This window comes from Ruegeria arenilitoris, assembly GCF_013035425.1.
Lineage (GTDB): Bacteria > Pseudomonadota > Alphaproteobacteria > Rhodobacterales > Rhodobacteraceae > Ruegeria > Ruegeria arenilitoris_A.
In genome coordinates this window covers 585,811-610,006 of sequence record NZ_WQHX01000003.1, presented here as the reverse complement: position 1 = coordinate 610,006, position 24,196 = coordinate 585,811, and the positions used below count along the sequence as shown (strand labels likewise).

The window sequence follows — 24,196 nt, the reverse complement described above, 5'->3', positions numbered from 1 at the left end:
AACAGATGCCGACACTTCAGGATCTGTCCCGAACACGTTGCAATTGCGTCGAGTTCACCGGAAAGGCGTAAGCGGATTGTCACCAACTGTTTGGTTTCGCGATGTCACATGTTTAGGTGACACCGGATAACCAGTTCGATCGATTCGCAAATGCGCAGGGTTAAATAACCATTTTAGCCCGAGACGAGGTTGGCGGCATTCCAGGATCCACCGAGGACCTGCATATCCTTCTTCTTTTTGCTGACGCGTGTACTGTTTTCCAGGTTGTCCAGATAATCGTCGCTTACGCTACCAGTGACGTAATTTCCGTCAAAACAAGAACAATCAAACGCCTCGATTTCTGGGTTGCCCTCCTTGGCGGCCCAGATCAGATCATCGAGATTTTGATAGAAAAGAGCATCAGCCCCAAGTTCCCGGCGAATATCCTCGATCTCTTTGCCATTTGCGATCAGCTCATGCTTGGTCGGCATGTCGATGCCATAAACATTAGGGTACTTTACCGGCGGTGAAGCGCTGGCGACGTAAACCTTTTTTGCACCCGCTTCACGACACATCTGGACGATTTTCTTGATAGTATTTCCTCGCACGATCGAGTCGTCGATAAGCAGTACATTTTGATCTTTAAACTCCAAAGGAATGGCGTTCAGCTTGCGGCGAACGGATTTCTGCCGTTCTTCTTGACCGGGCATGATGAAGGTGCGCCCCACATAACGGTTCTTAACAAGACCCTCTCGGTATGAGATGCCGGTTGCCTTGGCCACTTCCAAGGCGACCGGCCTTGCGCTATCGGGGACTGGAATGATCCGGTCGATCTCTAATCCAGCCGCTTCGATCTGCCTTGCAAGGGTTTGCCCCATGCGCATCTGGGTTTTGTAAACGGATACCCCATCCAGCAATGAATCTGGTCGGGCGAGATAGACATATTCAAAAATACAGGGCGTCAGCCTGCCTTCGACCGCCTGGAACTCATGAATGTTTCCTTCAAGGTCGATCAGGATCGCCTCACCTGCGCGGAGATCGCGAAGTTTTTCAAAGCCATTAATTCCAAATGCCACGTCTTCAGATGCAAAAGCGTAATCATCGCCGTCGCCTTCTGCTTCGCGTTTTGCAACCGATAAAGGGCGTATTCCATAAGGATCACGAAAGGCCAACATCCCAACGCCGGCGATCAGACATATGACTGAATAGGCGCCCTGAATCCTCTCCATAGTCATTTTGACACCCGCAAAGATGTTGCGGATTGGGTCGGAATTTCCGTTTACCTTGATTGCGTCGGCCACCTTGTCAGCCAAAACGTTAAGCAGGATTTCTGAATCGGAAGTTGTCCGAAGATGGCGGCTATATTTGCCAGTCACTTTTTCGCGCTGTTCTGCGGTGTTGGTAATATTACCATTGTGGACCAAGTAGATGCCGTAAGGCGCGTTCACAAAAAATGGCTGAGCTTCGGCTGCACTAAGCGATCCCGCAGTGGGATAACGAACATGGCCAATCCCAACCTTGCCCAACAGAGTCTCGGCATCCGTTGCGTTAAACACATCCTTGACCAGTCCATTGGCTTTTTTCTCGCGGAAGAACTCACCGTTGTAAGTCACAATGCCAGAGGCATCCTGACCACGATGCTGCAACATCAGCAGCCCGTCATAGATTTCCGCAAAGACATCATGCGTCCGGCTTGCGATCCCCAATATCCCACACATATACGGGCTCCAATTAAAATGACGGCTTTACGTTGATTTGGTTTGGCCTTCGGGGCCAATAGGTCTGTGCTGCATTTGTCAAAGTTCCGTTGGGCAGTCGCAAGTCGCAACATTGTGTACGCACAAGGTCAATCGCTCCGATTCCGTGGCGGTTTCGGGTTTGACATAATGCCAATCGCACCCAATGTCATCAAAGGATCACAATCATCCGTCGCTACAGCTTGTTGGCCAAGTTTTTGCCTGCTGACCGGTGGAGGTGACAAAACTCACTTCTTGTGCTGTCATGTGCTTACAAGTGCCGAGCAGTAACAGCCTTTTATTTAGGTGGGACACGAAAATGTGGCAGCACAAACAAGGCGCAAAGAAAGAAGAAGCAGTGAAGCGACGCTGTCATCGATGCCGAGGCATGGGCCGGGCACCCTGTGAGATTTGTAAAGGCGCCGGCGAGGTGGCCAAGAGCAGGGATATTTATGGCAAGCCCATAATGACACGATGTAACGGCTGTTTCGGGTTAAAGAGCATCCGATGCGCGGTTTGTGGTGGCGACGGGTTCGTCTGAAAATATAAAAAGTCCAGCGAGAACTGGGCTTTATTGGCTTTATTTGAACTATCTTTACTCGCTGGGCGTGCTTTCAGTCGCGCCTTCCTGGGGCGTTTCAGCTGCGTCGCTTTTTAGTCCTCCATCAGAGGTGCAGCTAGCCACCAACTCTTCGTACTGAGCGGTAATCCAGCCCAACGCCGCCTCGGGGTTTTGCTCTTCTATCTGATCGCTGAATTGTTCGAAAACCTTGGCCGATCGGCTTTCATCGACGATCGTATATGACTGACCGGTCATCACCGTGTCGTAGACGAAAAACGCGATTGCAACCAACAGAATGCCCCGGGCGATACCAAAAAAGAACCCTAGAGCTTGGTCCAAACCGCCAATGGCAGATCGCTGCACCAGCGACGAGAATAGGGGTGTAAATATGCTAACTACGATTAGCGCCACCGCAAATACAGCAGCAAACCCTGTTATGACCGACAGTTCGCAACTGTCACGAAGGAAATCGCCGACAACTGGAATCTCTTTAACCAGGGGAACGACCTGCGGCGCAAAGATAAACGCCAATACAGCAGCGGCTACCCAGCCAGCAATGGCAAGAACCTCGCGCAGGAAGCCGCGAGAATAGGCCAAAAGGCCCGACACCACGACGATCAGGGCAACGACCCCGTCAATAATTGTAAAACCTTCCATGGCCCTCGCCTGTTCGTTTTCTGCCCCTCAAGGCGCGACTTTAACCTGCTCCGAAGGTTTCGCCAACAAACCCAACCAAATCAGACGGTCGGGTGAGTGTCAGACCTGCCACAGTACCAGCTTTCCCGCCAGCCGGAGCAATTGCTGCTGTGAAACCAAGTTTTTGCGCTTCTTTCAACCTGTTTTCGGTCTGAGGAGCTGGTCTAAGTGCCCCAGATAGCGAGATTTCTCCGAAAACGACAGTATCTGATGGCAGGGCCTTATCCTCGCGGGCGCTCAATAATGCGGCTGCCACCGCAAGATCCGCAGCAGGTTCCCCAATTTTCAACCCGCCAGCAACGTTTAGGTATACATCCAGGCCAGCAAACGGGATACCACAGCGCGCCTCTAACACTGCGAGGATCATCGCAAGACGCCCACTGTCCCACCCGACGACTGTGCGGCGTGGTTGCGAGTGAGGCGAAGGCGCAACGAGCGCCTGCAACTCTACCAGGACAGGACGTGTTCCTTCGATTCCCGCAAACACAGCCGACCCGGGGCTTGGTGTGCCGCGTTCGGATAGAAACAGGGCTGATGGATTAGTTACCTGTGCCAAGCCCTTGCCAGTCATTTCAAAAACACCGATTTCGTCAGCGGGACCAAAGCGGTTTTTTACCGCGCGAAGAATGCGGAATTGGTGGCCGCGTTCGCCTTCGAAATAGAGTACCGTGTCGACCATATGTTCCACTACACGTGGACCGGCAATTTGGCCTTCTTTCGTGACATGACCCACCATGACGACTGAAACGCCATGGCGTTTGGCAAAAGTGGTCAATTCATGCGCTGCAGCGCGCACCTGACTGACCGAACCCGGCGCGCTATCAACATTGTCGGCCCACATGGTTTGGATCGAGTCTATGATGGCGAGACCAGGCTTCTCTTTCTCAAGCGTGGTAAGGATGTCGCGCAGGTTGGTCTCTGCTGCCAATTGGACAGGTGCGTCTTCCAAGCCTAGCCTGCGTGCACGCATTCGGACTTGGGCGCTGGCTTCTTCTCCTGAGACATAGATCGTTTTTATGCCGGCGCGGGCAAATCGTGCGGCTGCCTGCAACAACAGCGTGGATTTGCCGATCCCAGGATCGCCACCGACCAACAGCGCCGAAGCCGGTACCAAACCACCGCCCAGAACCCGATCTAACTCGTCCACCCCGCAAAGAGTGCGAGGAGGCGGTGTTTCCTCAGTCGACAAATCCGTGAGTGCAATAGACTGACCGCGTTTACCACCGAGTGATTTTTTTGTAGGGCCAGCTGAAAGTGGGGTGTCTTGAGTAATTGTGTTCCATTCGCCGCAGGCGTCGCAGCGCCCGGACCAGCGGGTAGACGTAGCGCCGCAGGCCGAGCAGGAGAAAGAAGTCGTTTTTGCCATGCGGCCCTTGGTGCCCGAGGACGGTCAGTTCTTCAAGCCCTAGCAGGCTTTCATAAACAACCAGTGAATCGCTTTTTCATTGCACCATTGGGGCCGAAGCGGATGCATCTATTCCGCTGCCCGAGGCGGGGACATTGCAATAACACTGGATGCACCTGAGTCTTGGCTATCGGGCGACGACTGTAACTGAGCAGAAAGCTCCGGAAGCAACTCAAACAATTCGTCTCTCAGGCGTTTCAGTTGCGACTTAGCAATTGATTCCTCGATCTCAACGTCGTGGGTCCACTGTCGCAATTCATGTTGTATGGTCTGGGCGTCCTCGATCCGCCGTTGAAATTGCTCTATCTCTTCTTGCCGCTGCTGCAGGAACGTACGGGCACGAGACACCTTGGCATCGCCGTATGTTTCGGCCAACTCCTGACTGACTTGGCTCATCTGGGCCGCCAATTCCAGAATTTCAGGCTCAAGCGATTGAAGATCAGGATGATTTCGCAGGAAAGCCATGCGCTCTTTTACTGCGTCGAACTCTGATCGCAGAGAAAATGCACCGCTGCGGTCAGCAGCGTGAGCCATCTGATATGCACCTGCAATATCATACATGTTCATTGCAAACTTGCGATGGTTGTTCTCTAAAGCCATCATCCGAGCATTTGCCGGAAGATAGAAGGCCAGCATCAGAACCAAGCAGGTCAGTCCAATCTGAATATAAACACCAGCGTCGATGGCTGAACCGACCCCAAAACCTGCGTGCATTGACAGCCATGGCAACACACCAAGTGCAGACAGCATGGTGACGGAAATTGCGAAGAACGCCGCCGCGCAAATTAGGAAAAATGTGAATCTAATAAAGATATGCTGACAACTTAAAGTAATTGCGTGGAGGGCCGACATTGCCGCATCTCCCTTTTAAAACCGTTACAAAACAGGTCAAAGCGGAGGCGACTTCAAACGCGCAGTTGATCCGCCAAGGACCCTTTAGTTACTAAAAACACTGCTGCTCGAAGTGGTGGAAGAATACTCAGTTCAGTGTTTTCAATCAATTAGGTCTGCACATTTCGTGAATTGGATGTCATTTCCGTAACGTAACCGAGCGCGATTGATGCCAGAATACACCCGGTAAACAGATACAACCCCCAAGCTGTTTCGATTGTGGCGTAAGAAATGCCCTTGGCCAGCGTGATATAAAGCGCAATGAGAAAAATATCTGCCATAGCCAGTTTTCCTAGGATATTGAGAGCTGGCTGAACACGTGCATCTAATAAATCCCATTGGATAAGTGCAGTGCCTATCGTTTTGATATAAGGAGCGAAAAGGGCAAAGACAGTTACGACCAACGCTAGGAATATGTCCGATTTCCACAAGGACTGAAGGCCAGTTATGACGCTGATTTCGCTGAGGCCAAATATCGGCAAAAGCCCTGCGCGCATCAGTGGGGCGAACCATGCGATGGGATAAAGGATCAGGAGAGAGAGGGTGGCGATCTTTAGGATTCCGCTTCTCCAGTTTTGTCTTCGATTTGTTTCGGGGGTGCTGGAAGTCCAAGCGGTTCGTCAGGCTCTCCTTCGGCTACCAGGAAAATTCTCTTAAACAAATCCACTACGGGATTCAGGTTCTTGGCGCTTTGACCTGCCACGGCGGTCACTTCAGTTACACCTGCCAACATGACATCCAAATCACTAATCTTCTTGTTGATCTCGGATTGGAGTTTCTCAAGCCGGTTTAGAAGCCTTCGCTTATGCTTCTCTTCGAATGCACTTGAGGATCGAATTTTCTGTCGAGCCTCATTTATGTGCCCTTCAATTTCTTCGACTTGCTCTTTGGTTAAGCGAACAAGATGGTTCTCATAATCGACTGAAACGCTTCTGGACCCCTTAAAAATCTTAAAGGTCAATTCTAACTGTTGGATTTGAAAAAGGACCCTGTCACATGCTTGTTCAACGCTTTCGGCTTTAGACGGGTCTAGAATTTGAATTGGTTGCCCCATTTGTTTTGCGAGCTCAATGGCTTTTCCATATTGCTCAAACAATTTTCCCGCAATCTGCGAAGCATGGGCATAGTCTTTTGTGCCGCCCAAATGTCCGCCGTTAATCCTCTTGATCTCAAGAATAACATCTTCCAAGTCTTCAAACGGATCCATCTACTTCCCTTAATCTAGCGAACCGCCTCAATCGGCCCCTCAGCACTGCCGCTAATGAATTGCTCGACATAGGGGTCGCCCGAGGCATCCATCTTCCCGACGGGTCCTGTCCATTGAATAACTCCACCGTGCAGCATTGCCACGTTGTCGGCGATTGCGCGAACCGAGCTCATGTCATGGGTAATTGTCATCGCCGTAGCGCCCATCTCCGTGACAATTTCGCGGATCAAGTCGTTGATTACCCCGGCCATTATAGGATCCAAACCGGTCGTGGGCTCATCAAAAAAGATGATCTCGGGTTCGGCAGCGATTGCGCGGGCAAGACCAACACGTTTCTGCATCCCGCCGGACAATTCTGATGGGAACCGGTCTGCTACGTCAGATTTCAAACCTACGCGGCGCAATTTATCGATGGCGATCTCACGGGCGTAGTCGGCCGGGCGTTTAAGTGGACCACGCATTAGCCGGAAGGCGACGTTTTGCCAGACAGGAAGCGAGTCAAACAGGGCAGCCCCCTGAAACAACATGCCAAAACGGGCCAGAAACGCGTCCCTGTCGCCTTTTTTAGCATCCTTACCATCAACATAGATCATTCCGCTGTCGGGTTGGATAAGGCCAAGGATGCATTTCAATGCCACAGATTTACCTGTGCCTGATCCGCCAATAATAACCATCGATGTTCCTTTGGGGATATCTAGGTCCATGCCTTGTAAAACATGATTGTTACCAAAGGCTTTGTGTACGTTCTCCATCCGGATCATAGCGAGAAGAACACTCCTGTGAGAACAAAATTGGCTGCAAGTATCAGCACGGCTGCGGATTCGACCGAACCTTTGGTGGCCCGGCCTACACCTTGCGCACCTCGACCGGAAGTCATGCCGTAGTAACAGCCCATGATTGCAGCGATAAGACCAAACGCCGCGCCTTTGACCAAAGACGAGACAATGTCGCGTGTTTCTAGAAACTCCACCGTGTTTTTCAGGTAGGTCGCCGGGTTGAAACCCAGATTCTGCGTGGCTACCGTATAGCCCCCAGCTATTCCAATTACATCACCAACCGCGACCAACGCAGGCACAGTGATCAGGGCGGCAAGAATACGCGGCGCGGTCAGATATTTCATTGGGTGGGTTGATAGGGTGATCAGCGCGTCGATCTGCTCGGTTACTTTCATGGTTGCAATTTCAGCAGCGATCGAAGACGTCACCCGTGCCGCGATCATCAACCCGACCAATACAGGACCCAGTTCCCGTACCATTCCAATTGCGACGATCTGAGGAACCACCGCTTCAGCATTGAAGCGCGCCCCACCAGCGTAGATTTGCAGGGCCAGCGCCCCGCCTGTGAATATAGCGGTGAGCCCTACGACCGGCAGGGACAGCCAACCAATATTCAAAAGCGCGATTGCGAATTCACGAGGGTAAAAAGGGGGTCGGAAAATATGCGAGATCGATGCCAGAGCAAATATGGTAACGCGCCCGAAAGCGGCCATCATAGTCAGAATCGCTCGTCCCAAACCGCCCGGCAGGGAGAGAAGATTCATTCCACATAGCCTCTGGAATAGCGGCTGCCCATAGAGGTCAGGATTTCATAGCCAATGGTTCCGGCAGCTTCGGCCAGGTCATCAACGGTCTGATGTCCATTTAGAATTCGAAGGCGATCAGGATTGTAGGGCAAATCAGTAACATCCACGGTGATAAGGTCCATTGAAATACGTCCTACCACCGGGCAGGGCTGATCACCAGCAAAGGCGTCAATTCCGCCGCCAATGGCACGATGCAGCCCATCAGCATATCCTGCGGCGACTGTCGCTATTCGGGATGGGCGGCGCGCAGTCCATGTGTTGCCGTAACCCACCGTCTCACCAACATCCACCCGGCGGGTCTGAATCACTGGCAAGTCGACTGTTACAACAGGTTTGGCTGCGGCAAAGGGCATCCCCCCGTATAACCCAATTCCCGGGCGGCAAAAGTCAAAATGGAACTCTGGCCCCAACAAGATTCCACCAGTTGCCGCCAGTGACCGAGGTGCCTTCACTCCATCTGTCATCTGTTTGAAGGTCAGCAGTTGCTGTTTGTTCATTGGGTGATCCGGCTCGTCTGAGCATGCCAGATGTGACATCACGACCTCGGGGTTCATCGCTAACGCCTCGTATCGCAGTTCGGCCCAATCGGCCGGCTCAAGCCCCAAGCGGTTCATGCCGCTATCCAACTGAATACCGAAAGGATGACCAGGCAGTGCCCCGGTATGCCGTTTGAATTGCTCGGGCGAGTTGATCAACGGTGTGAGGCGGTGGTTGCGCAACAGATCAGTGTCACGTTCCATGTGGCCAGAGAACACGGCGACCATAGCATCAGGTCCTACCGCTTCTCTTACAATTGCACCTTCTTCTGCGGCGGCCACGAAAAACTTTCTAACACCTTCCTCAGCCAAAGCCCAAGCCACCGGTTCTGCACCCAATCCATAGGCATCAGCTTTGACCACGGCTGCGGTCTCAACACCAGTCTTGGCGTCGAGAGCACGCCAGTTGCTCGCCAATGCGTGAAGGTTGATCGTAAGATGTGCAGTACTCATGGCCTCGTTCATGACATCGGAGTTGCGTAGGTCAAGAGGAAAGGCGGCGAAAATACTGACGATTTTCGGGTGGAATTTGAACGTTAAGACCCGATGTTTAAATGAAATAAGGCGCTTGCTAGGACCATGCCAAAAACCAGCTGATTTGCCGATTGTGCAAGCTTAATGATCAAAGGTGGAAAGCCACCATAATCGTTCACGATTCTTCAATATCGATATATCACAATTTAAACGTGTATTGCCGTAGGTTGCGACAACAATGGCTTGTTGTTGAACGCGTGCCGCTCCACCAGCTTTTTCTGGCGGCTTCCGTCTGGAATGTAACTGGCCGCGACCATGACCGAGCGTTTGGCTATATCGGGAAACAACAGCACAAGTTCGTGCCGAGCTTCTTCCGACACCGCTGCCATCACTAGAGGCCCGAAAAACAGGCTTTCAGTGGGGGCACCTTCAGCAAAAAGTGTAACGTGTTGGTCGAAAACCAGATGGTAATAGATTACCTCGGTGGCGGTAACGTCTAAGTAGATACCCGGCAAGGTCGTCAAACGGATCGCTGAAACCAAAACTTTCCGTGTTCCGAACATGCGTTGCGCGATGGGCGAGTCGGTCAGCATTCGGTGCTGGCGCGACACACGTAGATCGCGATGGGGCAGCCCCTTACCCAGCGCGCCTGCGACTATGCATACAGGACGCAGTTTGGGCGTCCTGATCAATTCAGAATGTCGCAATGAACGTGAAAGGTTCAGCCGAAGTGTGTGCAACGTGCCATCCGTTGCTACTACACGGTCGCCTGGCGTCAGTCTTTCAACCGGTACCTCACCATTATCGGTTAGAATAGAAGTGCCTTTTGTAAAGCATGGCGCGCGGGGATTTGGATTGGGATCAACAAAAAAATTTGTACCGTCAAAAGAACTGAGGGACGAGGTCGAGTCGTTTCCATTTGTTCCAACCTGCGTCGAGGTCTGACCGTCCGCAGGACCCTCGGTGGCGGTAACCTCAGCGTCCAAGGAAACAAAACTGATTAACGACTCGTCATCGGATAAAGACATCGCTCCAAACCGATTTATGCGAGCGTTGACGACATAGTAGTCAAAGCTTCCGACAGTGGTCATCGTGCCGTCGCTGACATCGGTTGAACTGCGCAAGGACCCATTTTGGTTGTAAATACCTACCGATAAATCAGACACGTCGGTTCCAGTTGGAACGCGTATCTCGACGAAGTCCTCATTGGGATTGAATCCCGGACCGTTTCTGTACCTGATTTCCGAAATGATGGCTGGCAAGTCCGTTCCGCCTCAACGGTTTCCGCGGTCTACACCGCAATTCATCGGCAAGCCTAACACGACGAAAGTTAACCAAATATAAAGCGAATTGTGCGCGTTGCTTCGCGCAATAAGCCCGGAAGTAACGAAACTAGTATCCCTCGATCTCTCCGCCTTGTTGCCACGGTTTGACCAGGTTACCGAACCGCGTGAATTGAGCCTCAAATGATAGTTCAACCGTTCCGATGGGGCCGTGGCGCTGCTTGCCGACGATGACTTCGGCCTTACCATGCAAGCGCTCCATGGCCTGTTTCCACTCTTCCATTTTCTCCAGTTCGTGGTCGCCTGGCTTTTCGCGCTCTTTGTAATATTCCTCCCGGAACACAAACATCACCACGTCGGCATCTTGCTCGATCGAGCCCGATTCCCGAAGGTCGCTGAGTTGAGGGCGCTTGTCGTCACGGTTCTCAACCTGGCGGCTAAGCTGGGAAAGCGCGATTACAGGAATGTTGAGTTCTTTTGCAATCGCCTTCATACCCATAGAAATCTCGGCGATCTCGTTGACGCGATTGTCGGACATTCCCCGACAAAGTTGCAAATAGTCGATTACAAGTAAGTCCAGCCCATGCGTTCGCTTCAGCCTTCGAGCTCGAGCCGCAAGTTGTGCAATTGGCAGTGCAGGCGTGTCGTCAATAAAAAGCGGGCAAGCCTCGAGTTCTTTCGCGGCATCTACGAAGCGGCGAAATTCTGCTTCGGTCATGTCGCCCTGACGAATTTTGTGACTGGAAATTTCAGACGCTTCCGCCAGAACCCGGCCTGCAAGTTGCTCGGCGCTCATCTCCAACGAGAAAAATCCGACAACGCCGCCGTCGATCGCGCCTTCGCTGCCGTCTGGTTTCGTGCCACGCTTATAGGCTTTGGCCACATTGAACGCGACGTTTGTAGCTAACGATGTCTTGCCCATTGACGGCCGACCTGCCAAAATTATCAGGTCAGAGGGATGCAAACCGCCCAACTGCTTGTCCAAATCGGCCAGACCGGTGGATATCCCCGCCATGCCGCCACCGCGCTGATAAGCTTCGTTTGTGACGTTGACGGCTTCTGTGACCGCCTTGAGGAAGGATTGAAATCCCTGTTCGGTCTGGCCCTGCTCGGATAACTGATAAAGCTGCTGCTCTGCCTCAACGATTTGTTCTTTTGGCTCGCTCGATACATCGACCCGGGCCGCCTTGTCCGAGATATCGCGGCCCAACCGGATTAACTCTCGGCGGATCGCCAGGTCGTAGATCATTTGGGCATAGTCATGTACCGCAAATGCGCTGATAGAGGCGCCGGCCAGCTTTACAAGATAGGCGGGGCCACCCAGCTCATTTAGGCCTTCATCCTCAGCCATAAATGACTTCAGAGTTACAGGTGACGCCAAAGCATTCTTGGCGATGCGAGTGGCTGCAACTTCGTAAATACGAGAATGAACCGGGTCAAAAAAATGCTCAGCGCCGATAACCGAGGCGACCCGGTCATACAGGTCGTTATTCGTAAGGATTGCTCCCAGAAGCTGTTGCTCGGCTTCTATGGAATGCGGCATAGTTTCCGGGTTTTGAATTTGCGCTGCCGCTTGTTCGATACTGCTGATCTCGTTCATTTTGTCCCCGCTGCCCACGGTGTTCTTTACACGCTAACATGGCGCGTCGGCTATCTGGAAATACCTGTGGCTAACTACGGATAAAGCCTTGGGATAACTTTTGTAATACCAACGGTTCCAGATTAGCTGTCCACCATTATGTAGCATGTGAGCCATATGTCACTACATATTGTTCGTTCGGTATCGATTCTAACCGCATTATCCCCAAACAATTCACAACTGGCTTAAGTGGATTTTTGCGCCTCTTGCCACGCGCGAGGGTCGTTAAGAAAGGCCTCGACGCCGCCAAGTGTTTCTTCGTCAAAGGCTTTCTGCTCTTTGGCTTCGGCCAGAACGTCCCACCAAGTGCAAAGGCTATGTAGCTGTATGCCGTGATCACCCAGCGTTTTCTCGGTTTCCGGGAATATGCCATAATAAAAGATGACGGCAGTGTGGCCGCAGGTTGCGCCGGTTTCACGGATCGCATCCACAAATGACAACTTCGAACCCCCGTCAGTGGTCAGGTCTTCGACCAGCAGAACGCGCTCACCTTCATTCATCGCGCCTTCGATCCGGGCATTGCGTCCATAGCCTTTTGGCTTTTTGCGGACATAGGTCATTGGTAAGGCCAAGCGCTCGGCAACCATGGCGGCAAACGGGATGCCAGCAGTTTCGCCCCCGGCAATATTGTCAAACGCCTCAAAGCCCGCATCACGCATGACAGTGACCGTCAAGAAATCCATAAGGGTCGAGCGTATGCGCGGATACGATATCAATTTTCGGCAATCGATGTAGGTCGGGCTGGGCAGGCCAGAAGCAAGAGTGAACGGCTCGCGTGCATTGAAGTGAACCGCTTTGATCTCAAGCAGCATCCGAGCAGTCAGACGCGCGATTTCGGTGCTATCGGGGAATGAACTGGGGATCATTGAGAAACCTCGAGATAAAATGACGTTGCGGGCAGATAGCCTGCCAGTGGGTCCAGTGTCGAGAGGGGTTAGGCCTAAAAGAAAAGCGGACCTGCAAGAGGTCCGCTTTGCCCTAGCGGGCGGACAAGCAGCCAAGGTGGGCTTAGCTGCTCATGTCATAGGCGCGCTCTCCGTGTACAGAGAGGTCCAGCCCGTTTGTTTCGGTTTCCGCGTCTACGCGAAGCGGGGTGATCAGCGCAACCAGTTTGACCAGCACAAAAGTCGCAATCGCGGTATAAACACCCACTATGACCAATCCACCCAATTGTGCGGTCCATGCCCCAAGGCCGAAAAGTGCGATCATTAATGTTCCAAAGATGCCACCGACGCCATGCACCGCGAATACGTCCAGAGTGTCGTCGATTTTCAGCAAGTTGCGGACCACATAGACCGCCTCCTGACACAGAATGCCAGCGACACCGCCGATGATCAGGGCCTGAACCGGACCTACATACCCTGACGCCGGAGTGATCGAAGCAAGTCCAGCAATCGTTCCAGTAACGAGGCCGACCATTGACGCCTTGCCAAATCGGATTTTTTCCCAAAGCGCCCAAGTCAGCGAAGCTGTGGCAGCCGACAAATGAGTTACTGTCATGGCCATTGCCGCGCCACCATCTGCCGCTAATTGCGAGCCGCCGTTAAAACCAAACCAGCCTACCCAAAGCATTGCGGCCCCCACCATAACAAAGCCGGGGTTGTGCGGGGGGGTCGTGCGGTTTCGGCGCGGGCCCAAGACTACTGCGATGATTAACGCAGCCAAACCTGCAGTTTCATGAACTACGATGCCGCCAGCGAAGTCACGCACACCAATTTCGCCCAAAATGCCGCCATCAGTCAGCATTCCGCCACCCCAGATCCAATGAACAACTGGCGCGTAACACAACAACATCCAAAGGGCTGAAAAGGTCAGGACGAACCCAAATCCGACACGTTCGACGTAGGCGCCGACGATCAACGCAGGGGTTATGATGGCAAAGGTCATCTGGAACGCAAAAAACAGAACCTCGGGAAGGGTGCCCGAAAGGCTGTCAGCATCAACACCGTTTAGGAAGGCTTTTCCAAAACCGCCCCAAAATCCTGATTCCCCCGGCCCAAAGGCAATTGAGTATCCTGCTGCCAACCAAAGGATACTCATCAAGCAAGCAATCGAGAAACAATGCATGAATACACTCAGCACGTTTCGGGCGCGGACGAGACCGCCGTAGAAAAGGGCAAGCCCGGGTAAAGTCATGAATAGGACCAAGGCGGTTGCAACTATGATCCAGGCGGTATCGGCTCCGTTCATGGGCCGCTCTCCTTTCCTCGTAATCAGCGCCGTCGCGCAGAAAATCCGCACCTAAAAACGGCAAGTGAGTGATTGAGCGGCTTTGAAGCGGAGTGAAGCCGGGGAAAAAAGAGGCAACGGCCAAAAAAGTCGCCTAAATTGAATGCTTTTTGCAATGTGGTGATAAAATTTGCGTCAAAGTGAAGTGTCTGCACTAATTTTGAGCAAAATGGGAAAGTCCAATTAGTAGCAGTTCGAGGGCGTGATCGCGGGCGCCTTTTCGTACGGAGGCACGCCCCAACGCGCCAAATTCAATCGTCTCTGTGTGTGTTGATTGGCCCCTGCGAGACAAACCAAAACATACTCGGCCCTCGGGTTTGAATTCTGATCCGCCCGGGCCAGCGATACCAGTAACGGAAACCGCAAGCTGCGCCTTAGAGTTTTGCATGGTGCCTTCGGCCATTTCACGTGCGACTTGCTCTGAAACGGCGCCGAACTTTTCGAGCGTTTCTGGGCGAACGCCAAGCATTTCTTGTTTGGCGACGTTTGTGTAGGTGACAAAGCCTCGTTCAAACACTGCTGAACTACCGGGGATATCAGTTAGCGCCGCGGCAACCATGCCTCCGGTACAGCTTTCTGCAGTGGCAATCATGACACCTAGTGCGTTGGCTTGGTTTAGAATTTCAACTGCGATCATAAGCCCAAAACTCCGTGCGCAACACCCGCAAGAAGTGTTACCCCGATTGCCGCAAATATGCCGGCAATCACGTCGTCCAACATTACGCCTATTGCATCACTCCGACGGTCGGCCCATCCGACAGGGCCGGGTTTCGTAATGTCAAACAGCCGAAACAGGACAAATCCCGCAATCCATCCCGGCCAAAGTTGTGTGATTTCTATCCCATGGGTCCAAGCTGGAAAAGAGATAGCCCACACGGCGATCAGCTGACCGGCAACTTCATCGACAACGATTTCTGAAGGGTCGTGATTTTCTTGCCCAGCCGTCATCTCACGAGTGGCCCAAATACCTGCCGCAAAAACGATAAGTGTCACCAGAGCCAACAGCGGAAAACCGCCCAACTCATGCATGGCCCAAGCCAAAGGCAATGCGGCTAAAGACCCCCAAGTTCCTGGCGCCGGTCGCAGATATCCAATCCCGCAAACCGTCCCAACCAGACGCGCGACGTTCACGGTTTCACCACGCATACGGTGGCTAATGCTGCGATGCCTTCGCCGCGTCCGGTAAAACCCAAACGCTCGGACGTCGTTGCCTTTATAGAGATCTTGTCCAATTCCAAGCCCATAATTCTGGACATTTCTTTTTGCATCTCAGGGGCATGCGGGCCGATCTTGGGGTACTCGCAAACCAGCGTACAATCCACGTTGGATAGTCGAAATCCCATCTGACCTGCCAATTCTACTGCATGCCGCAAAAATATCTCGCTGGCTGCACCTTTCCACTGAGTGTCTGACGGGGGAAAGTGACGACCTATGTCACCCTGCGCTAACGCTCCATATATTGCATCGGTTACGGCATGCATTCCGACATCCGCGTCCGAGTGGCCCTGAAGTCCGCGATCATGCGGAAGTTTTACACCGCACAGAACCACGTGGTCGCCGTCACCAAAACGATGCACGTCAAACCCGTTGCCCAACCTTACGTCCATAGCTGCTCCTAAAATTTGCTCGGCCCGGGCGAAATCCTCGGGATACGTAATTTTGATATTATCGAGGTCACCCGGCAATATGGCGACTTCCAAGCCTGCTGCGCGTGCAACTTCAACATCGTCCGCAGCGCTTCCGGAATGAGAGGCATGAGCTGAAACGATGGCGTCGTAATGAAATCCCTGCGGCGTTTGAGCCGCGTACAATCCGGTCCGATCCTGAACTCCGGTTACGACAGACCCGTCACCAGTCCAGAGTGCATCCGTCACAGCCAACCCAGGTGCAACTGCAATATGGGTTTCCAATGATGACAGTATGTTTGTTATCGTGTCAGGGCCGACACAAGGGCGCGCTACATCGTGGATAAGTACACGCTGAACGCCCTTATCGGAAAGTGCGTGTAGTCCGCTTCGAACAGAATTCGCACGGTCGTCTCCGCCAGCGGCGAGAATAATGTCGCTGTCCCTGAATTCGTGCCACGCACTTTCATCATCAGGCGATAGTACAAGTACAATGTGATCGACAAGGTCGGTAAACCGCTCGATTGTCCAATCTGCGACGCGCCGACCTGCTAGGATACGCCATTGTTTTGGCGTGCCGTCTCCTGCGCGTCGACCGCGCCCTGCGGCGACAATTATTGCTGCAGTTTTCATGCGCTCGTGGCCTCCTGATCGTTGGGAATGTTTAGGGCGCGGTGAATGCAGAGGCAATCACCTGCGATAATGTGATTAAAAATTAAGCAACTGATGATTTTGCGGGCTTGTAGCGCGGGGATTTATTGTTCATATGCTCCGATTTCTATATCAAAACTCCAATTGCTCAAGGATTAGGCACGTTGACACTGCGTCTTGCTGAAAAGGACTTGGCCTTCCCGGTGCTTCTGGCGCCCATGGCTGGAATCACCGACCGACCTTTTCGCGATCTCGTAATGCGCTTTGGCGCTGGACTGGTGGTGAGCGAAATGGTTGCAAGCCAAGAAATGGTCCAAGCGAAACCCGGTGTCAGGGAAAGGGCCGAACTTTCAGCCGATGTTGAAAACACCGCTGTCCAATTGGCGGGGCGTGAAGCGTATTGGATGGCTGAGGCTGCCCGACAGGTTGCTGACCGCGGCGCCCGGGTAATTGATATCAACATGGGATGCCCCGCAAAGAAAGTCACCAACGGCTATTCCGGCTCGGCATTGTTGAAAACGCCGGACCATGCACTGACGCTTATCGAAGCTGTGGTTTCGGCGGTTCAGGTTCCAGTGACTTTGAAAACTCGTTTGGGGTGGGATGATAATCTTTTGAATGCTCCCGATGTTGCACGCCGCGCACAGGATGCCGGAGTCAAAATGGTAACAATACACGGACGCACCCGCTGCCAGTTTTATAAGGGACGCGCTGATTGGAAAGCCATACGTTCTGTGAAAGATGCAGTTTCAATTCCGGTCATTGCCAATGGTGACATCGTTGACGCGGCTGCTGCGCGCACCGCGCTTTCACTCTCAGGTGCAGACGGAGTGATGATCGGTCGTGGGGCGCAAGGTAGGCCATGGCTTTTGGCTCAGGTATGCAATGAACTTTTCGGTGCGCCCGAGCCTTACATTCCTTCAGGCATTGAACTTGTTGAAATGGTTCAAGAACATTATTTGGCGATGCTGACGTTTTATGGTACCGAACTCGGTCTGCGCGTCGCACGCAAACACCTCGGCTGGTACATGGATGAAGTGGCCACGCCCGCCGGTCTACGTCGCGCCGTTCTGACCTCACGAGATGAAAAAGAAGTACTGAGGCTTTTGGTTGACGCGTTATTGCCCGACCGAGAGGTCGCTGCATGACTTCGGATCAAAGCATTTGGGCATCTCTTCCCGTCCCGGCGTTCATAATAGATGCCGAGGATCGAATTTCTGATGTGAACTCTGCGGGTGAGGGTTTTCTGAACGCCTCACGCAAGTCCGTTCTGGGGCATCCCGTCTGGGATCAGGTCGCCGTGGACGCTCCGTTGGAGGCCGCTTTTCTGAGGGCACGGCAGCAAAGCTCACCACTCTTTGTCAACGATGTGGATGTTGGTTCGGGTAACCGGGCGCCCTTGCAATGCGCATTGCAAATCGCGCCCCTGATGGGACATCCGGGTTCAATGATAATGATAATCTCACCACGCGAACTTGCGGGTCAGATGACCAGAGGGAACACGGTAAAGTCGGCGGCTCAGTCCGCGATCGGCATGGCAGAAATGCTTGCGCATGAAATCAAGAACCCCCTGGCTGGAATCACAGGTGCGGCACAGTTGTTGAGCATGAATATATCGGCTCAAGACCTTGAATTAACGGATCTTATTGTTGCTGAGAGCCGCCGAATCGTAAAGCTTTTGGAACAAGTCGAGCAATTTGGCAATCTGTCCGAGCCGGATTTCAAGCCTGTGAACATACATGATGTACTGGACCGCGCCCGCCGATCCGCTTTGCTTGGATTTGGCGCTCACATGACCATTATCGAAGATTACGACCCTTCGCTGCCTTTGGCTTATGGTGACCCGGATCAATTTCTGCAGGTAATTTTGAACCTGCTGAAAAATGCATCCGAAGCAGCCGATCCAAAGGGCGGAAAAATCCGTCTTCGAACGTATTTCGAGCATTCCTTCCGACTGCGACGCAGCGACGGATCGGGACATTCATTACCGTTGCAGATCGAGATTATCGACGACGGTCCGGGTCTGCCTGATAAGATCCGAAGCGATATTTTTGATCCTTTCGTCTCGGGCAAGGAAAACGGGACAGGGCTTGGGTTGGCATTGGTCAGTAAGATCATTTCCGATCATGACGGCTGGATTACAGCGGACTCAGTTCCTGGGCGTACCGTTTTTCGGCTATCGCTGCGCCGGGCGCCGCGTGATGAAAAAATTATGGAGAATAACTGATGGATGGCACAGTACTGGTTGCCGATGACGACCGCACGATCCGAACAGTTCTAACACAAGCGCTGACCCGTGCAGGATGTAAGGTTCACGCGACGTCTTCGCTGACGACTTTGATGCGTTGGGTCGGTGAAGGCAAGGGCGATGTGGTGATTTCAGATGTGGTAATGCCGGACGGTAATGGTCTGGAAATGCTGCCTAAAATTGCAGAAGATAGGCCTGGTCTTCCAGTCATTGTGATTTCGGCGCAGAATACGATCATGACCGCCATTCAGGCCGCCGAGGCGGATGCATACGACTATCTTCCCAAGCCGTTCGATTTGCCGGACCTGATGAAGCGCACTGCGCGCGCGCTAGATCAGAAACAGCGTAGTCAGCCTGAGATCACACATGATGGCGAGGATCGGCCTGATGACCTGCCACTGGTCGGTCGAACCCCAGTCATGCAGGCGTTATATCGTCTGGTTGCGCGCGTCATGAATACAGATTTGTCGGTAATCATTTCTGGTGAAAGTGGAACCGGTAAATCTTTGATTGCGAAGGCTATTCATGACTTCTCGGATAGGCGTACTCTGCCTTTTGTCACGGCAACGGCTGCGGATCTGAGTGATCTTGAAGGACCTGCCCGGGTGATGGCGCGAGTGCGCGGCGGAACGCTGTTAATCGACGAAATCACGGATATTGGCGACGAAATTCAGGCGCGTATCGTCCGAATGATGGATACACCCGGAGATCACGTGCCTCGATTTATGGCTACCAGCCAGTCAGACTTGGCCGACGCGATGGAACAGGGGCGAGTTCGGCAGGATCTTTACTACCGCCTGAGCGGCGCCACGATTCATGTGCCCGCGCTTCGTGAACGAGTTGATGATGTTACGCTGTTGGCAGACCATTTTTTGGCTCGCGAAGAAAGGGACAGTGGGACAAAGCGTTGGCTCAGCCCTGAAGCGGTGGAACTCGTCCGGCGTTACTCTTGGCCAGGCAACGTAAGGCAATTGGAAAACGCCGTTCGCCGTTTGAGCTTGACCAGCCGTGCTGACGAAATCTCGAAGCTGGAGGTCGAGATGGTTTTGGGTTCACAGCCCGAAGCTGAGCCGGTTTTGGGCGACGGTGAGCGCGAAAAACTTTCTTCTTCTGTTGACCGTCATCTGCGTCGCTACTTTGATCTGCATGGAAACATTCTGCCCCCTCCGGGCCTGTATCAGCGGATTCTGCGCGAAGTCGAGGCGCCCTTGATCGAAATTGCGCTCGAGGCAACGGGTGGCAATCAGGCAAAATGTGCTGATTTGTTAGGTATTAACCGAAATACTCTTCGAAAAAAGATTACAGACCTCGATATTCAGGTGACACGCCGCCGCAAACTGATGTAATATGGCCACACAAACCGTGGCATCCGGGTCCGACCCGGGCAACGACCACGAGATATGGCGGTTAGCTGCGCAAGCGGCACATCAGAATGAGGGCAGAAGGTGGCAACCCGGGCACACAGCCGGTCAATCCTATCGATCAATCAGTGGCGTAAGTCACGGAGATTGCGAAATATTGGCAGCCTCGGCCTGGTTATTCTGGGTCCCATCCTTACACTTGCGACATACCTTGTTATCGGTCCATTTGATCTTGGCGCGACGGCCCCAACACTCCGTCTGATTCTGTTAGCCGACCTTGTGTATGTGCTGGTTGTCGCCGCGCTGGTTTTAAGCCAGCTGGGGAGTCTAATCGCGGCCCGTCGGGCAAAATCCGCGGGATCCCGCCTGCATCTTCGTCTGATCGGAGCTTTTACGCTCCTGGCATTGGTTCCCACAGTAACTGTGGCCATCTTCGCTGGTTTAACAGTCAACATCGGCCTCGAGGGCTGGTTCTCTGACCGGGTTCGTCAGGTTGTTGGTTCTTCTCTTACTGCCGCAGAGGCATACGAGCTGGAACACAGACAAGGCCTGACGCAGGACGCTTCTGTGCTGGCCCGGTTTTTGGACAATGCGAGGGCACTGGATTTCTACATTTCCGACGCAGAGCTGCGTGAGGTTTTGGCGCAAGGGCAAGCACAGATTCAACGCGGTTTAAGAGAGGCCTATGTTATCGACGGCAGTGGCGAAATCCGGGCGCGGGGTGATCGTTCCTATTTATTCAATTACGAAGAACCTACACCTGAACAGATTGCTGAAGCCGACAATCAAGGTCTTGCCATAATAGATGATTGGAATAACAGCGAGTTTCGCGCCCTTGTTCCCCTGAGAGCTTACGCTGATCGGTATCTATATGTAAGTCGCGAAGTTGACGGCCAGCTTCTGACTCTTCTGGATGACACAAAGGAAACAGCCCAGTTTTACCGACAACTTGAAAGTGAGCGAGGCAGGGTACTATTCGAATTTGGGCTTTTGTATCTTGGTTTTGCGGTCATCCTTATTCTCGCGGCGATGTCTCTGGGGATGTGGTTCGCCGAGCGGCTGTCGCGCCCTGTTGGGCGATTGACCACGGCTGCACAGCGCGTGGGTGCCGGCGACTTAAGTGTTCAGGTGATTGAAGAGGCCAGCGACGACGAGATTGCGATGCTGGGACGCTATTTTAATCAGATGACCCGGCAGTTGAAAGGTCAGCGGGACACGCTTCTGGAAAACACCAGACAGATCGAGCGTCGCCGTCGTCTGTTTGACTCGGTCCTGAGCTCCGTCACCTCCGGTGTTGTAGGAGTGGACTCAGATGGGTGCGTGACTTTTGTGAATCGCTCTGCCGAAAGACTGCTTGACTGGTCCAGAGGAGAGCAACATTTGGCCATCGGAATTGCAGTCCCCGAATTTTTGCCTTTGTTCGAAAGCTTAAAAGACAGCGGGCAAGAATCAATTCAGGGTGAGATTAAGGTAACTCGAAAGGGGCGCTTAGAGAATCTGCTGGTGCGGATGGCGACCAGACGCGGCGAAGATGGTCGTCTTGAAGGCTATGTCGTGGCCTTTGATGATGTCACTGATCTGGTAAGCGCACAACGAATGGCTGCTTGGGGTGATGTGGCGCGCAGGATCGCACACGAGATCAAGAACCCACTCACACCGATTCAATTGAGTGCCGAACGGATAAAACGCAAATTTTCCCGCAAACTCGACGAAGAAGACTGCAAGAGCCTTGAGGCGATGACTGACGTCATTGTGCGTCAAACAAATGATCTGCGACGTATTGTGGACGAGTTTTCCAAATTTGCACGTATGCCTGAACCCGACCGGAATAACGAAAATGTGGTCGACCTTGTTCGCGAAGCCGTCTTGCTGCAGCAGTCTGGTCAACCGGGCGTACAAATCAAAGCGGACCTTCCAGATCAACCGGTGCAGGCTGATGTTGATGCAACGATGTTGAACCAAGCATTGACCAACGTGATCAAAAACGCGGGTGAAGCGATTGAAACACTGAAAGAAAAAGGTGCGCCGGAAAATCTGCTGCCGCAAATCAAAATTGCGATGTCCGTTGACGATAACGGGACACTGATCACCATCGCGGACAACGGTATTGGTCTGCCAGAAGACCGGGCCCGGCTGTTTGAACCTTATGTAACTACCCGCGACGAGGGGACGGGTCTGGGCCTGCCCATTGTCAAAAAGATAATCGAAGAACACGGCGGTGCGCTGACACTTGAAGATGCGCCCGTCTTCGACGGACAGGACCATTTTGGCGCAATGGCTGTCATCCGTCTTCCCGGGGTCGGAGAGACCCCGACCAATGCGCCTCAGAAACAGGCGAAAAAAACCAAACCACTGAAAGCAGGCTAAAAGATGAGTGACATTCTGATCGTAGATGACGAACGCGATATTCGCGAACTGGTGTCCGACATTCTGGAGGACGAAGGCTATTCAACCCGGTTGGCCGGGAACTCGGACGAGTGCATGACGGCCATAAATTCCGAACCCCCGGGGCTGTTGATCCTGGACATTTGGTTGAAGGACAGCCGGATGGATGGCATTGACATCCTGAAGGCGGTGAAACGCGATAACCCTGATGTTCCGGTTGTTATCATTTCCGGCCATGGCAACATCGAGATCGCGGTCGCTGCCATCAAGCAAGGTGCTTACGATTTTATCGAAAAACCATTCAACATCGACCAGTTAATGGTAGTTATTCGGCGCGCGATGGAAACGTCTCGGCTGCGCAGAGAGAACGCTTCGCTCAAGCGTAAGGAAGTCAGTAGTTCGGACATGATCGGAAAATCCGCCGCCTTCCGAGCAATGCAGAGCCAATTGGACAAAGTGACAAAGTCGAACGGTCGCGTGATGCTGAGCGGGCCGGCGGGGTCAGGCAAAGAAATCGCTGCGCGCTATATTCACGCGCACTCCAATCGCGCGAATTCACCCTTTGTTACTGTCAACTGTGCTGGGGTCGAGCCGGAGCGGATGGAAGAGGTTCTTTTTGGACGTGAAACCGCAGAACGCGGTGTGGAGTCCGGCTTGTTGGAAGAAGCTCATGGAGGCGTAATCTATTTCGACGAAGTGGCCGATATGCCTTTGGGTACTCAGTCCAAGATTCTACGTGTTCTTGTCGACCAGCAGTTTCAACGGGTCGGCGGCACCGACAAAGTGCGGGTCGATCTTCGCGTCATATCGTCAACGAACCGCAATCTCGAAGAGGAAATAGCGGCTGAACGTTTCCGAGAAGAACTGTATCACCGCCTTAACGTCGTTCCAGTCGCCGTGCCTTCGTTGGAGGAGCGCCGCGAGGATATTCCTGTGCTAGCGCAGCACTTTATTGGGATCTGTAATGAAACACAGGGCTTGCCGATGCGAGAATTGTCGGATGAGGCTGTGGCCTTGCTGCAGACGATGACTTGGCCCGGCAATGTTCGACAGCTGAAGAACCTGATCGAGCGCGTTTTGATACTGGGCGATGGTACAGGTCCGGTAGAAGCACGGGAATTGCCAAGCGAAGAGGAAAAGTCCGACGAAACAGGGCGCGTTGTTTTATCCGGAGCGTTGGCGACTTTGCCGCTGCGAGACGCGCGCGAAGCCTTTGAACGCGAATATTTGCTGACTCAAATCAATCGGTTTGGCGGCAATATAAGCCGCACAGCCAGCTTTGTCGGTATGGAGCGGAGCGCATTGCATCGCAAACTGAAGTCTCTAGGCGTTGTTACGTCGAATAAATCCGGTGCAAGAGTGGCGCAAATTGACGAACCGGAACCAGCAGAATGATCTATCGAAATTAACAATAGAGATTTTTGACGGAGTTTTGCGTCGTGACTAAATCAACCAGTTGGATGTCTGGTCGGTACGGTGAAAGTGAAGATTTGGTCAGCGACCATCAATTATCAAAAGGCCTCGTGCTAGAAACACGCGGCTATCCCGCATTCGGCTTGCGTTTGAAGCGATTGCGCAGATCTATCGGGTTGAAGCAATCCGCCCTGGCCGACCGGTTGCAGGTGAACCAAACCACTGTGTCGCGATGGGAAAGTGGATCACAAACACCGTCCCCGAAGACTCAACAATCAGTGTTTTCTCAGTTCG

Annotated in this window: 21 protein-coding genes and 1 pseudogene; 6 read left to right on the top strand and 16 right to left on the bottom strand. The window is 52.9% G+C overall.

Going from position 1 to position 24,196, the window contains the following annotated elements:
• Positions 1-173 precede the first annotated feature (173 nt).
• The 16 genes from purF to GOV45_RS11955 all read right to left on the bottom strand — a co-directional run bounded on the left by purF (position 174) and on the right by GOV45_RS11955 (position 16,477).
• Entirely contained in the window at positions 174-1,697 is a 1,524-nt protein-coding gene (purF, locus tag GOV45_RS12030; RefSeq protein ID WP_170477816.1) for an amidophosphoribosyltransferase, read from the bottom strand.
• Between the two features lie 613 nt (positions 1,698-2,310).
• On the bottom strand, positions 2,311-2,934 hold the full coding sequence (locus GOV45_RS12025; RefSeq protein ID WP_170477813.1) for a CvpA family protein: 624 nt from the start codon (positions 2,932-2,934) through the stop codon (positions 2,311-2,313).
• A gap of 40 nt (positions 2,935-2,974) precedes the next feature.
• Positions 2,975-4,339: a DNA repair protein RadA gene (gene radA, locus GOV45_RS12020; protein WP_170477810.1), complete on the bottom strand. Its 1,365-nt coding sequence runs from the start codon at positions 4,337-4,339 to the stop codon at positions 2,975-2,977.
• Between the two features lie 108 nt (positions 4,340-4,447).
• Positions 4,448-5,128 carry a DNA repair protein gene (locus GOV45_RS12015; protein ID WP_254444625.1) on the bottom strand — a complete coding sequence of 227 codons (681 nt, stop codon included), beginning with the start codon at positions 5,126-5,128 and terminating at the stop codon, positions 4,448-4,450.
• A 251-nt stretch (positions 5,129-5,379) separates the two neighbouring features.
• Positions 5,380-5,829 carry a paraquat-inducible protein A gene (locus tag GOV45_RS12010; protein ID WP_170478142.1) on the bottom strand — a complete coding sequence of 150 codons (450 nt, stop codon included), beginning with the start codon at positions 5,827-5,829 and terminating at the stop codon, positions 5,380-5,382.
• Positions 5,823-6,476, bottom strand: coding sequence for a hypothetical protein (locus GOV45_RS12005; protein ID WP_170477805.1), 654 nt, complete (start codon positions 6,474-6,476; stop codon positions 5,823-5,825). Before GOV45_RS12005 ends, GOV45_RS12010 begins: the two co-directional genes overlap by 7 nt.
• A gap of 14 nt (positions 6,477-6,490) precedes the next feature.
• Positions 6,491-7,237: an ABC transporter ATP-binding protein gene (locus tag GOV45_RS12000; protein ID WP_170477802.1), complete on the bottom strand. Its 747-nt coding sequence runs from the start codon at positions 7,235-7,237 to the stop codon at positions 6,491-6,493.
• Positions 7,234-8,016, bottom strand: a complete 783-nt coding sequence (locus GOV45_RS11995; RefSeq protein ID WP_170477801.1) for an MlaE family ABC transporter permease — start codon at positions 8,014-8,016, stop codon at positions 7,234-7,236. The genes GOV45_RS12000 and GOV45_RS11995 overlap by 4 nt, the downstream gene beginning before the upstream one ends.
• The gene (gene alr / locus GOV45_RS11990; RefSeq protein ID WP_170477798.1) at positions 8,013-9,047 is read right to left on the bottom strand and encodes an alanine racemase; all 1,035 of its coding nucleotides are present in this window, start codon (positions 9,045-9,047) and stop codon (positions 8,013-8,015) included. The genes GOV45_RS11995 and alr overlap by 4 nt, the downstream gene beginning before the upstream one ends.
• Positions 9,048-9,274: 227 nt before the next feature.
• Positions 9,275-10,330, bottom strand: coding sequence for a Hint domain-containing protein (locus tag GOV45_RS11985; protein ID WP_170477796.1), 1,056 nt, complete (start codon positions 10,328-10,330; stop codon positions 9,275-9,277).
• Between the two features lie 130 nt (positions 10,331-10,460).
• Positions 10,461-11,951 (bottom strand): replicative DNA helicase, encoded by a 1,491-nt coding sequence (locus GOV45_RS11980; protein WP_170477793.1) that lies wholly within the window; start codon positions 11,949-11,951, stop codon positions 10,461-10,463.
• A 224-nt stretch (positions 11,952-12,175) separates the two neighbouring features.
• Entirely contained in the window at positions 12,176-12,856 is a 681-nt protein-coding gene (locus GOV45_RS11975; protein WP_170477791.1) for an orotate phosphoribosyltransferase, read from the bottom strand.
• Between the two features lie 142 nt (positions 12,857-12,998).
• Positions 12,999-14,180, bottom strand: a complete 1,182-nt coding sequence (locus GOV45_RS11970; RefSeq protein ID WP_170477788.1) for an ammonium transporter — start codon at positions 14,178-14,180, stop codon at positions 12,999-13,001.
• A 193-nt stretch (positions 14,181-14,373) separates the two neighbouring features.
• Positions 14,374-14,856, bottom strand: a complete 483-nt coding sequence (locus tag GOV45_RS11965; protein WP_170477786.1) for a CinA family protein — start codon at positions 14,854-14,856, stop codon at positions 14,374-14,376.
• Positions 14,853-15,365 (bottom strand): phosphatidylglycerophosphatase A family protein, encoded by a 513-nt coding sequence (locus tag GOV45_RS11960; protein ID WP_174823640.1) that lies wholly within the window; start codon positions 15,363-15,365, stop codon positions 14,853-14,855. The genes GOV45_RS11965 and GOV45_RS11960 overlap by 4 nt, the downstream gene beginning before the upstream one ends.
• Complete coding sequence (locus GOV45_RS11955) at positions 15,347-16,477, bottom strand: bifunctional 2-C-methyl-D-erythritol 4-phosphate cytidylyltransferase/2-C-methyl-D-erythritol 2,4-cyclodiphosphate synthase (protein ID WP_170477783.1); 1,131 nt, start codon at positions 16,475-16,477, stop codon at positions 15,347-15,349. The genes GOV45_RS11960 and GOV45_RS11955 overlap by 19 nt, the downstream gene beginning before the upstream one ends.
• Positions 16,478-16,659: 182 nt before the next feature.
• On the opposite strand from GOV45_RS11955, the gene dusB reads away from it, so the two are divergent.
• The 6 genes and pseudogenes from dusB to GOV45_RS23310 form a co-directional block, all read left to right on the top strand.
• Positions 16,660-17,643: a tRNA dihydrouridine synthase DusB gene (dusB, locus tag GOV45_RS11950; protein WP_170477781.1), complete on the top strand. Its 984-nt coding sequence runs from the start codon at positions 16,660-16,662 to the stop codon at positions 17,641-17,643.
• Complete coding sequence (locus GOV45_RS11945) at positions 17,640-18,722, top strand: two-component system sensor histidine kinase NtrB (RefSeq protein ID WP_170477778.1); 1,083 nt, start codon at positions 17,640-17,642, stop codon at positions 18,720-18,722. The genes dusB and GOV45_RS11945 overlap by 4 nt, the downstream gene beginning before the upstream one ends.
• A complete protein-coding gene (locus GOV45_RS11940; protein ID WP_170477776.1) occupies positions 18,722-20,089 on the top strand; it encodes a response regulator in 1,368 nt (455 codons plus the stop codon). Before GOV45_RS11945 ends, GOV45_RS11940 begins: the two co-directional genes overlap by 1 nt.
• A 99-nt stretch (positions 20,090-20,188) precedes the next feature.
• A complete protein-coding gene (locus tag GOV45_RS11935; RefSeq protein WP_170477773.1) occupies positions 20,189-22,471 on the top strand; it encodes a sensor histidine kinase NtrY-like in 2,283 nt (760 codons plus the stop codon).
• A gap of 3 nt (positions 22,472-22,474) precedes the next feature.
• Positions 22,475-23,884 carry a nitrogen assimilation response regulator NtrX gene (gene ntrX / locus GOV45_RS11930; RefSeq protein WP_170477771.1) on the top strand — a complete coding sequence of 470 codons (1,410 nt, stop codon included), beginning with the start codon at positions 22,475-22,477 and terminating at the stop codon, positions 23,882-23,884.
• Between the two features lie 65 nt (positions 23,885-23,949).
• Positions 23,950-24,159, top strand: a pseudogene (locus GOV45_RS23310) (helix-turn-helix domain-containing protein); the annotation flags it as partial.
• Positions 24,160-24,196: the final 37 nt, after the last annotated feature.

What these genes read in the sequence shown, in the direction of transcription:
- GOV45_RS11965 (WP_170477786.1), bottom strand. Translation starts at nt 14,856, where the DNA reads ATGATCGCAGTTGAAATTCTAAACCAAGCCAACGCACTAGGTGTCATG.
- GOV45_RS11970 (WP_170477788.1), bottom strand. Translation starts at nt 14,180, where the DNA reads ATGAACGGAGCCGATACCGCCTGGATCATAGTTGCAACCGCCTTGGTC.
- purF (WP_170477816.1), bottom strand. Translation starts at nt 1,697, where the DNA reads ATGTGTGGGATATTGGGGATCGCAAGCCGGACGCATGATGTCTTTGCG.
- GOV45_RS11960 (WP_174823640.1), bottom strand. Translation starts at nt 15,365, where the DNA reads ATGCGTGGTGAAACCGTGAACGTCGCGCGTCTGGTTGGGACGGTTTGC.
- alr (WP_170477798.1), bottom strand. Translation starts at nt 9,047, where the DNA reads ATGAGTACTGCACATCTTACGATCAACCTTCACGCATTGGCGAGCAAC.
- GOV45_RS12025 (WP_170477813.1), bottom strand. Translation starts at nt 2,934, where the DNA reads ATGGAAGGTTTTACAATTATTGACGGGGTCGTTGCCCTGATCGTCGTG.
- GOV45_RS12015 (WP_254444625.1), bottom strand. Translation starts at nt 5,128, where the DNA reads ATGCTGTCTGCACTTGGTGTGTTGCCATGGCTGTCAATGCACGCAGGT.
- GOV45_RS11995 (WP_170477801.1), bottom strand. Translation starts at nt 8,016, where the DNA reads ATGAATCTTCTCTCCCTGCCGGGCGGTTTGGGACGAGCGATTCTGACT.
- radA (WP_170477810.1), bottom strand. Translation starts at nt 4,339, where the DNA reads ATGGCAAAAACGACTTCTTTCTCCTGCTCGGCCTGCGGCGCTACGTCT.
- GOV45_RS11980 (WP_170477793.1), bottom strand. Translation starts at nt 11,951, where the DNA reads ATGAACGAGATCAGCAGTATCGAACAAGCGGCAGCGCAAATTCAAAAC.
- GOV45_RS11975 (WP_170477791.1), bottom strand. Translation starts at nt 12,856, where the DNA reads ATGATCCCCAGTTCATTCCCCGATAGCACCGAAATCGCGCGTCTGACT.
- GOV45_RS11945 (WP_170477778.1), top strand. Translation starts at nt 17,640, where the DNA reads ATGACTTCGGATCAAAGCATTTGGGCATCTCTTCCCGTCCCGGCGTTC.
- GOV45_RS12005 (WP_170477805.1), bottom strand. Translation starts at nt 6,476, where the DNA reads ATGGATCCGTTTGAAGACTTGGAAGATGTTATTCTTGAGATCAAGAGG.
- GOV45_RS11955 (WP_170477783.1), bottom strand. Translation starts at nt 16,477, where the DNA reads ATGAAAACTGCAGCAATAATTGTCGCCGCAGGGCGCGGTCGACGCGCA.
- GOV45_RS12000 (WP_170477802.1), bottom strand. Translation starts at nt 7,237, where the DNA reads ATGATCCGGATGGAGAACGTACACAAAGCCTTTGGTAACAATCATGTT.
- GOV45_RS11940 (WP_170477776.1), top strand. Translation starts at nt 18,722, where the DNA reads ATGGATGGCACAGTACTGGTTGCCGATGACGACCGCACGATCCGAACA.
- ntrX (WP_170477771.1), top strand. Translation starts at nt 22,475, where the DNA reads ATGAGTGACATTCTGATCGTAGATGACGAACGCGATATTCGCGAACTG.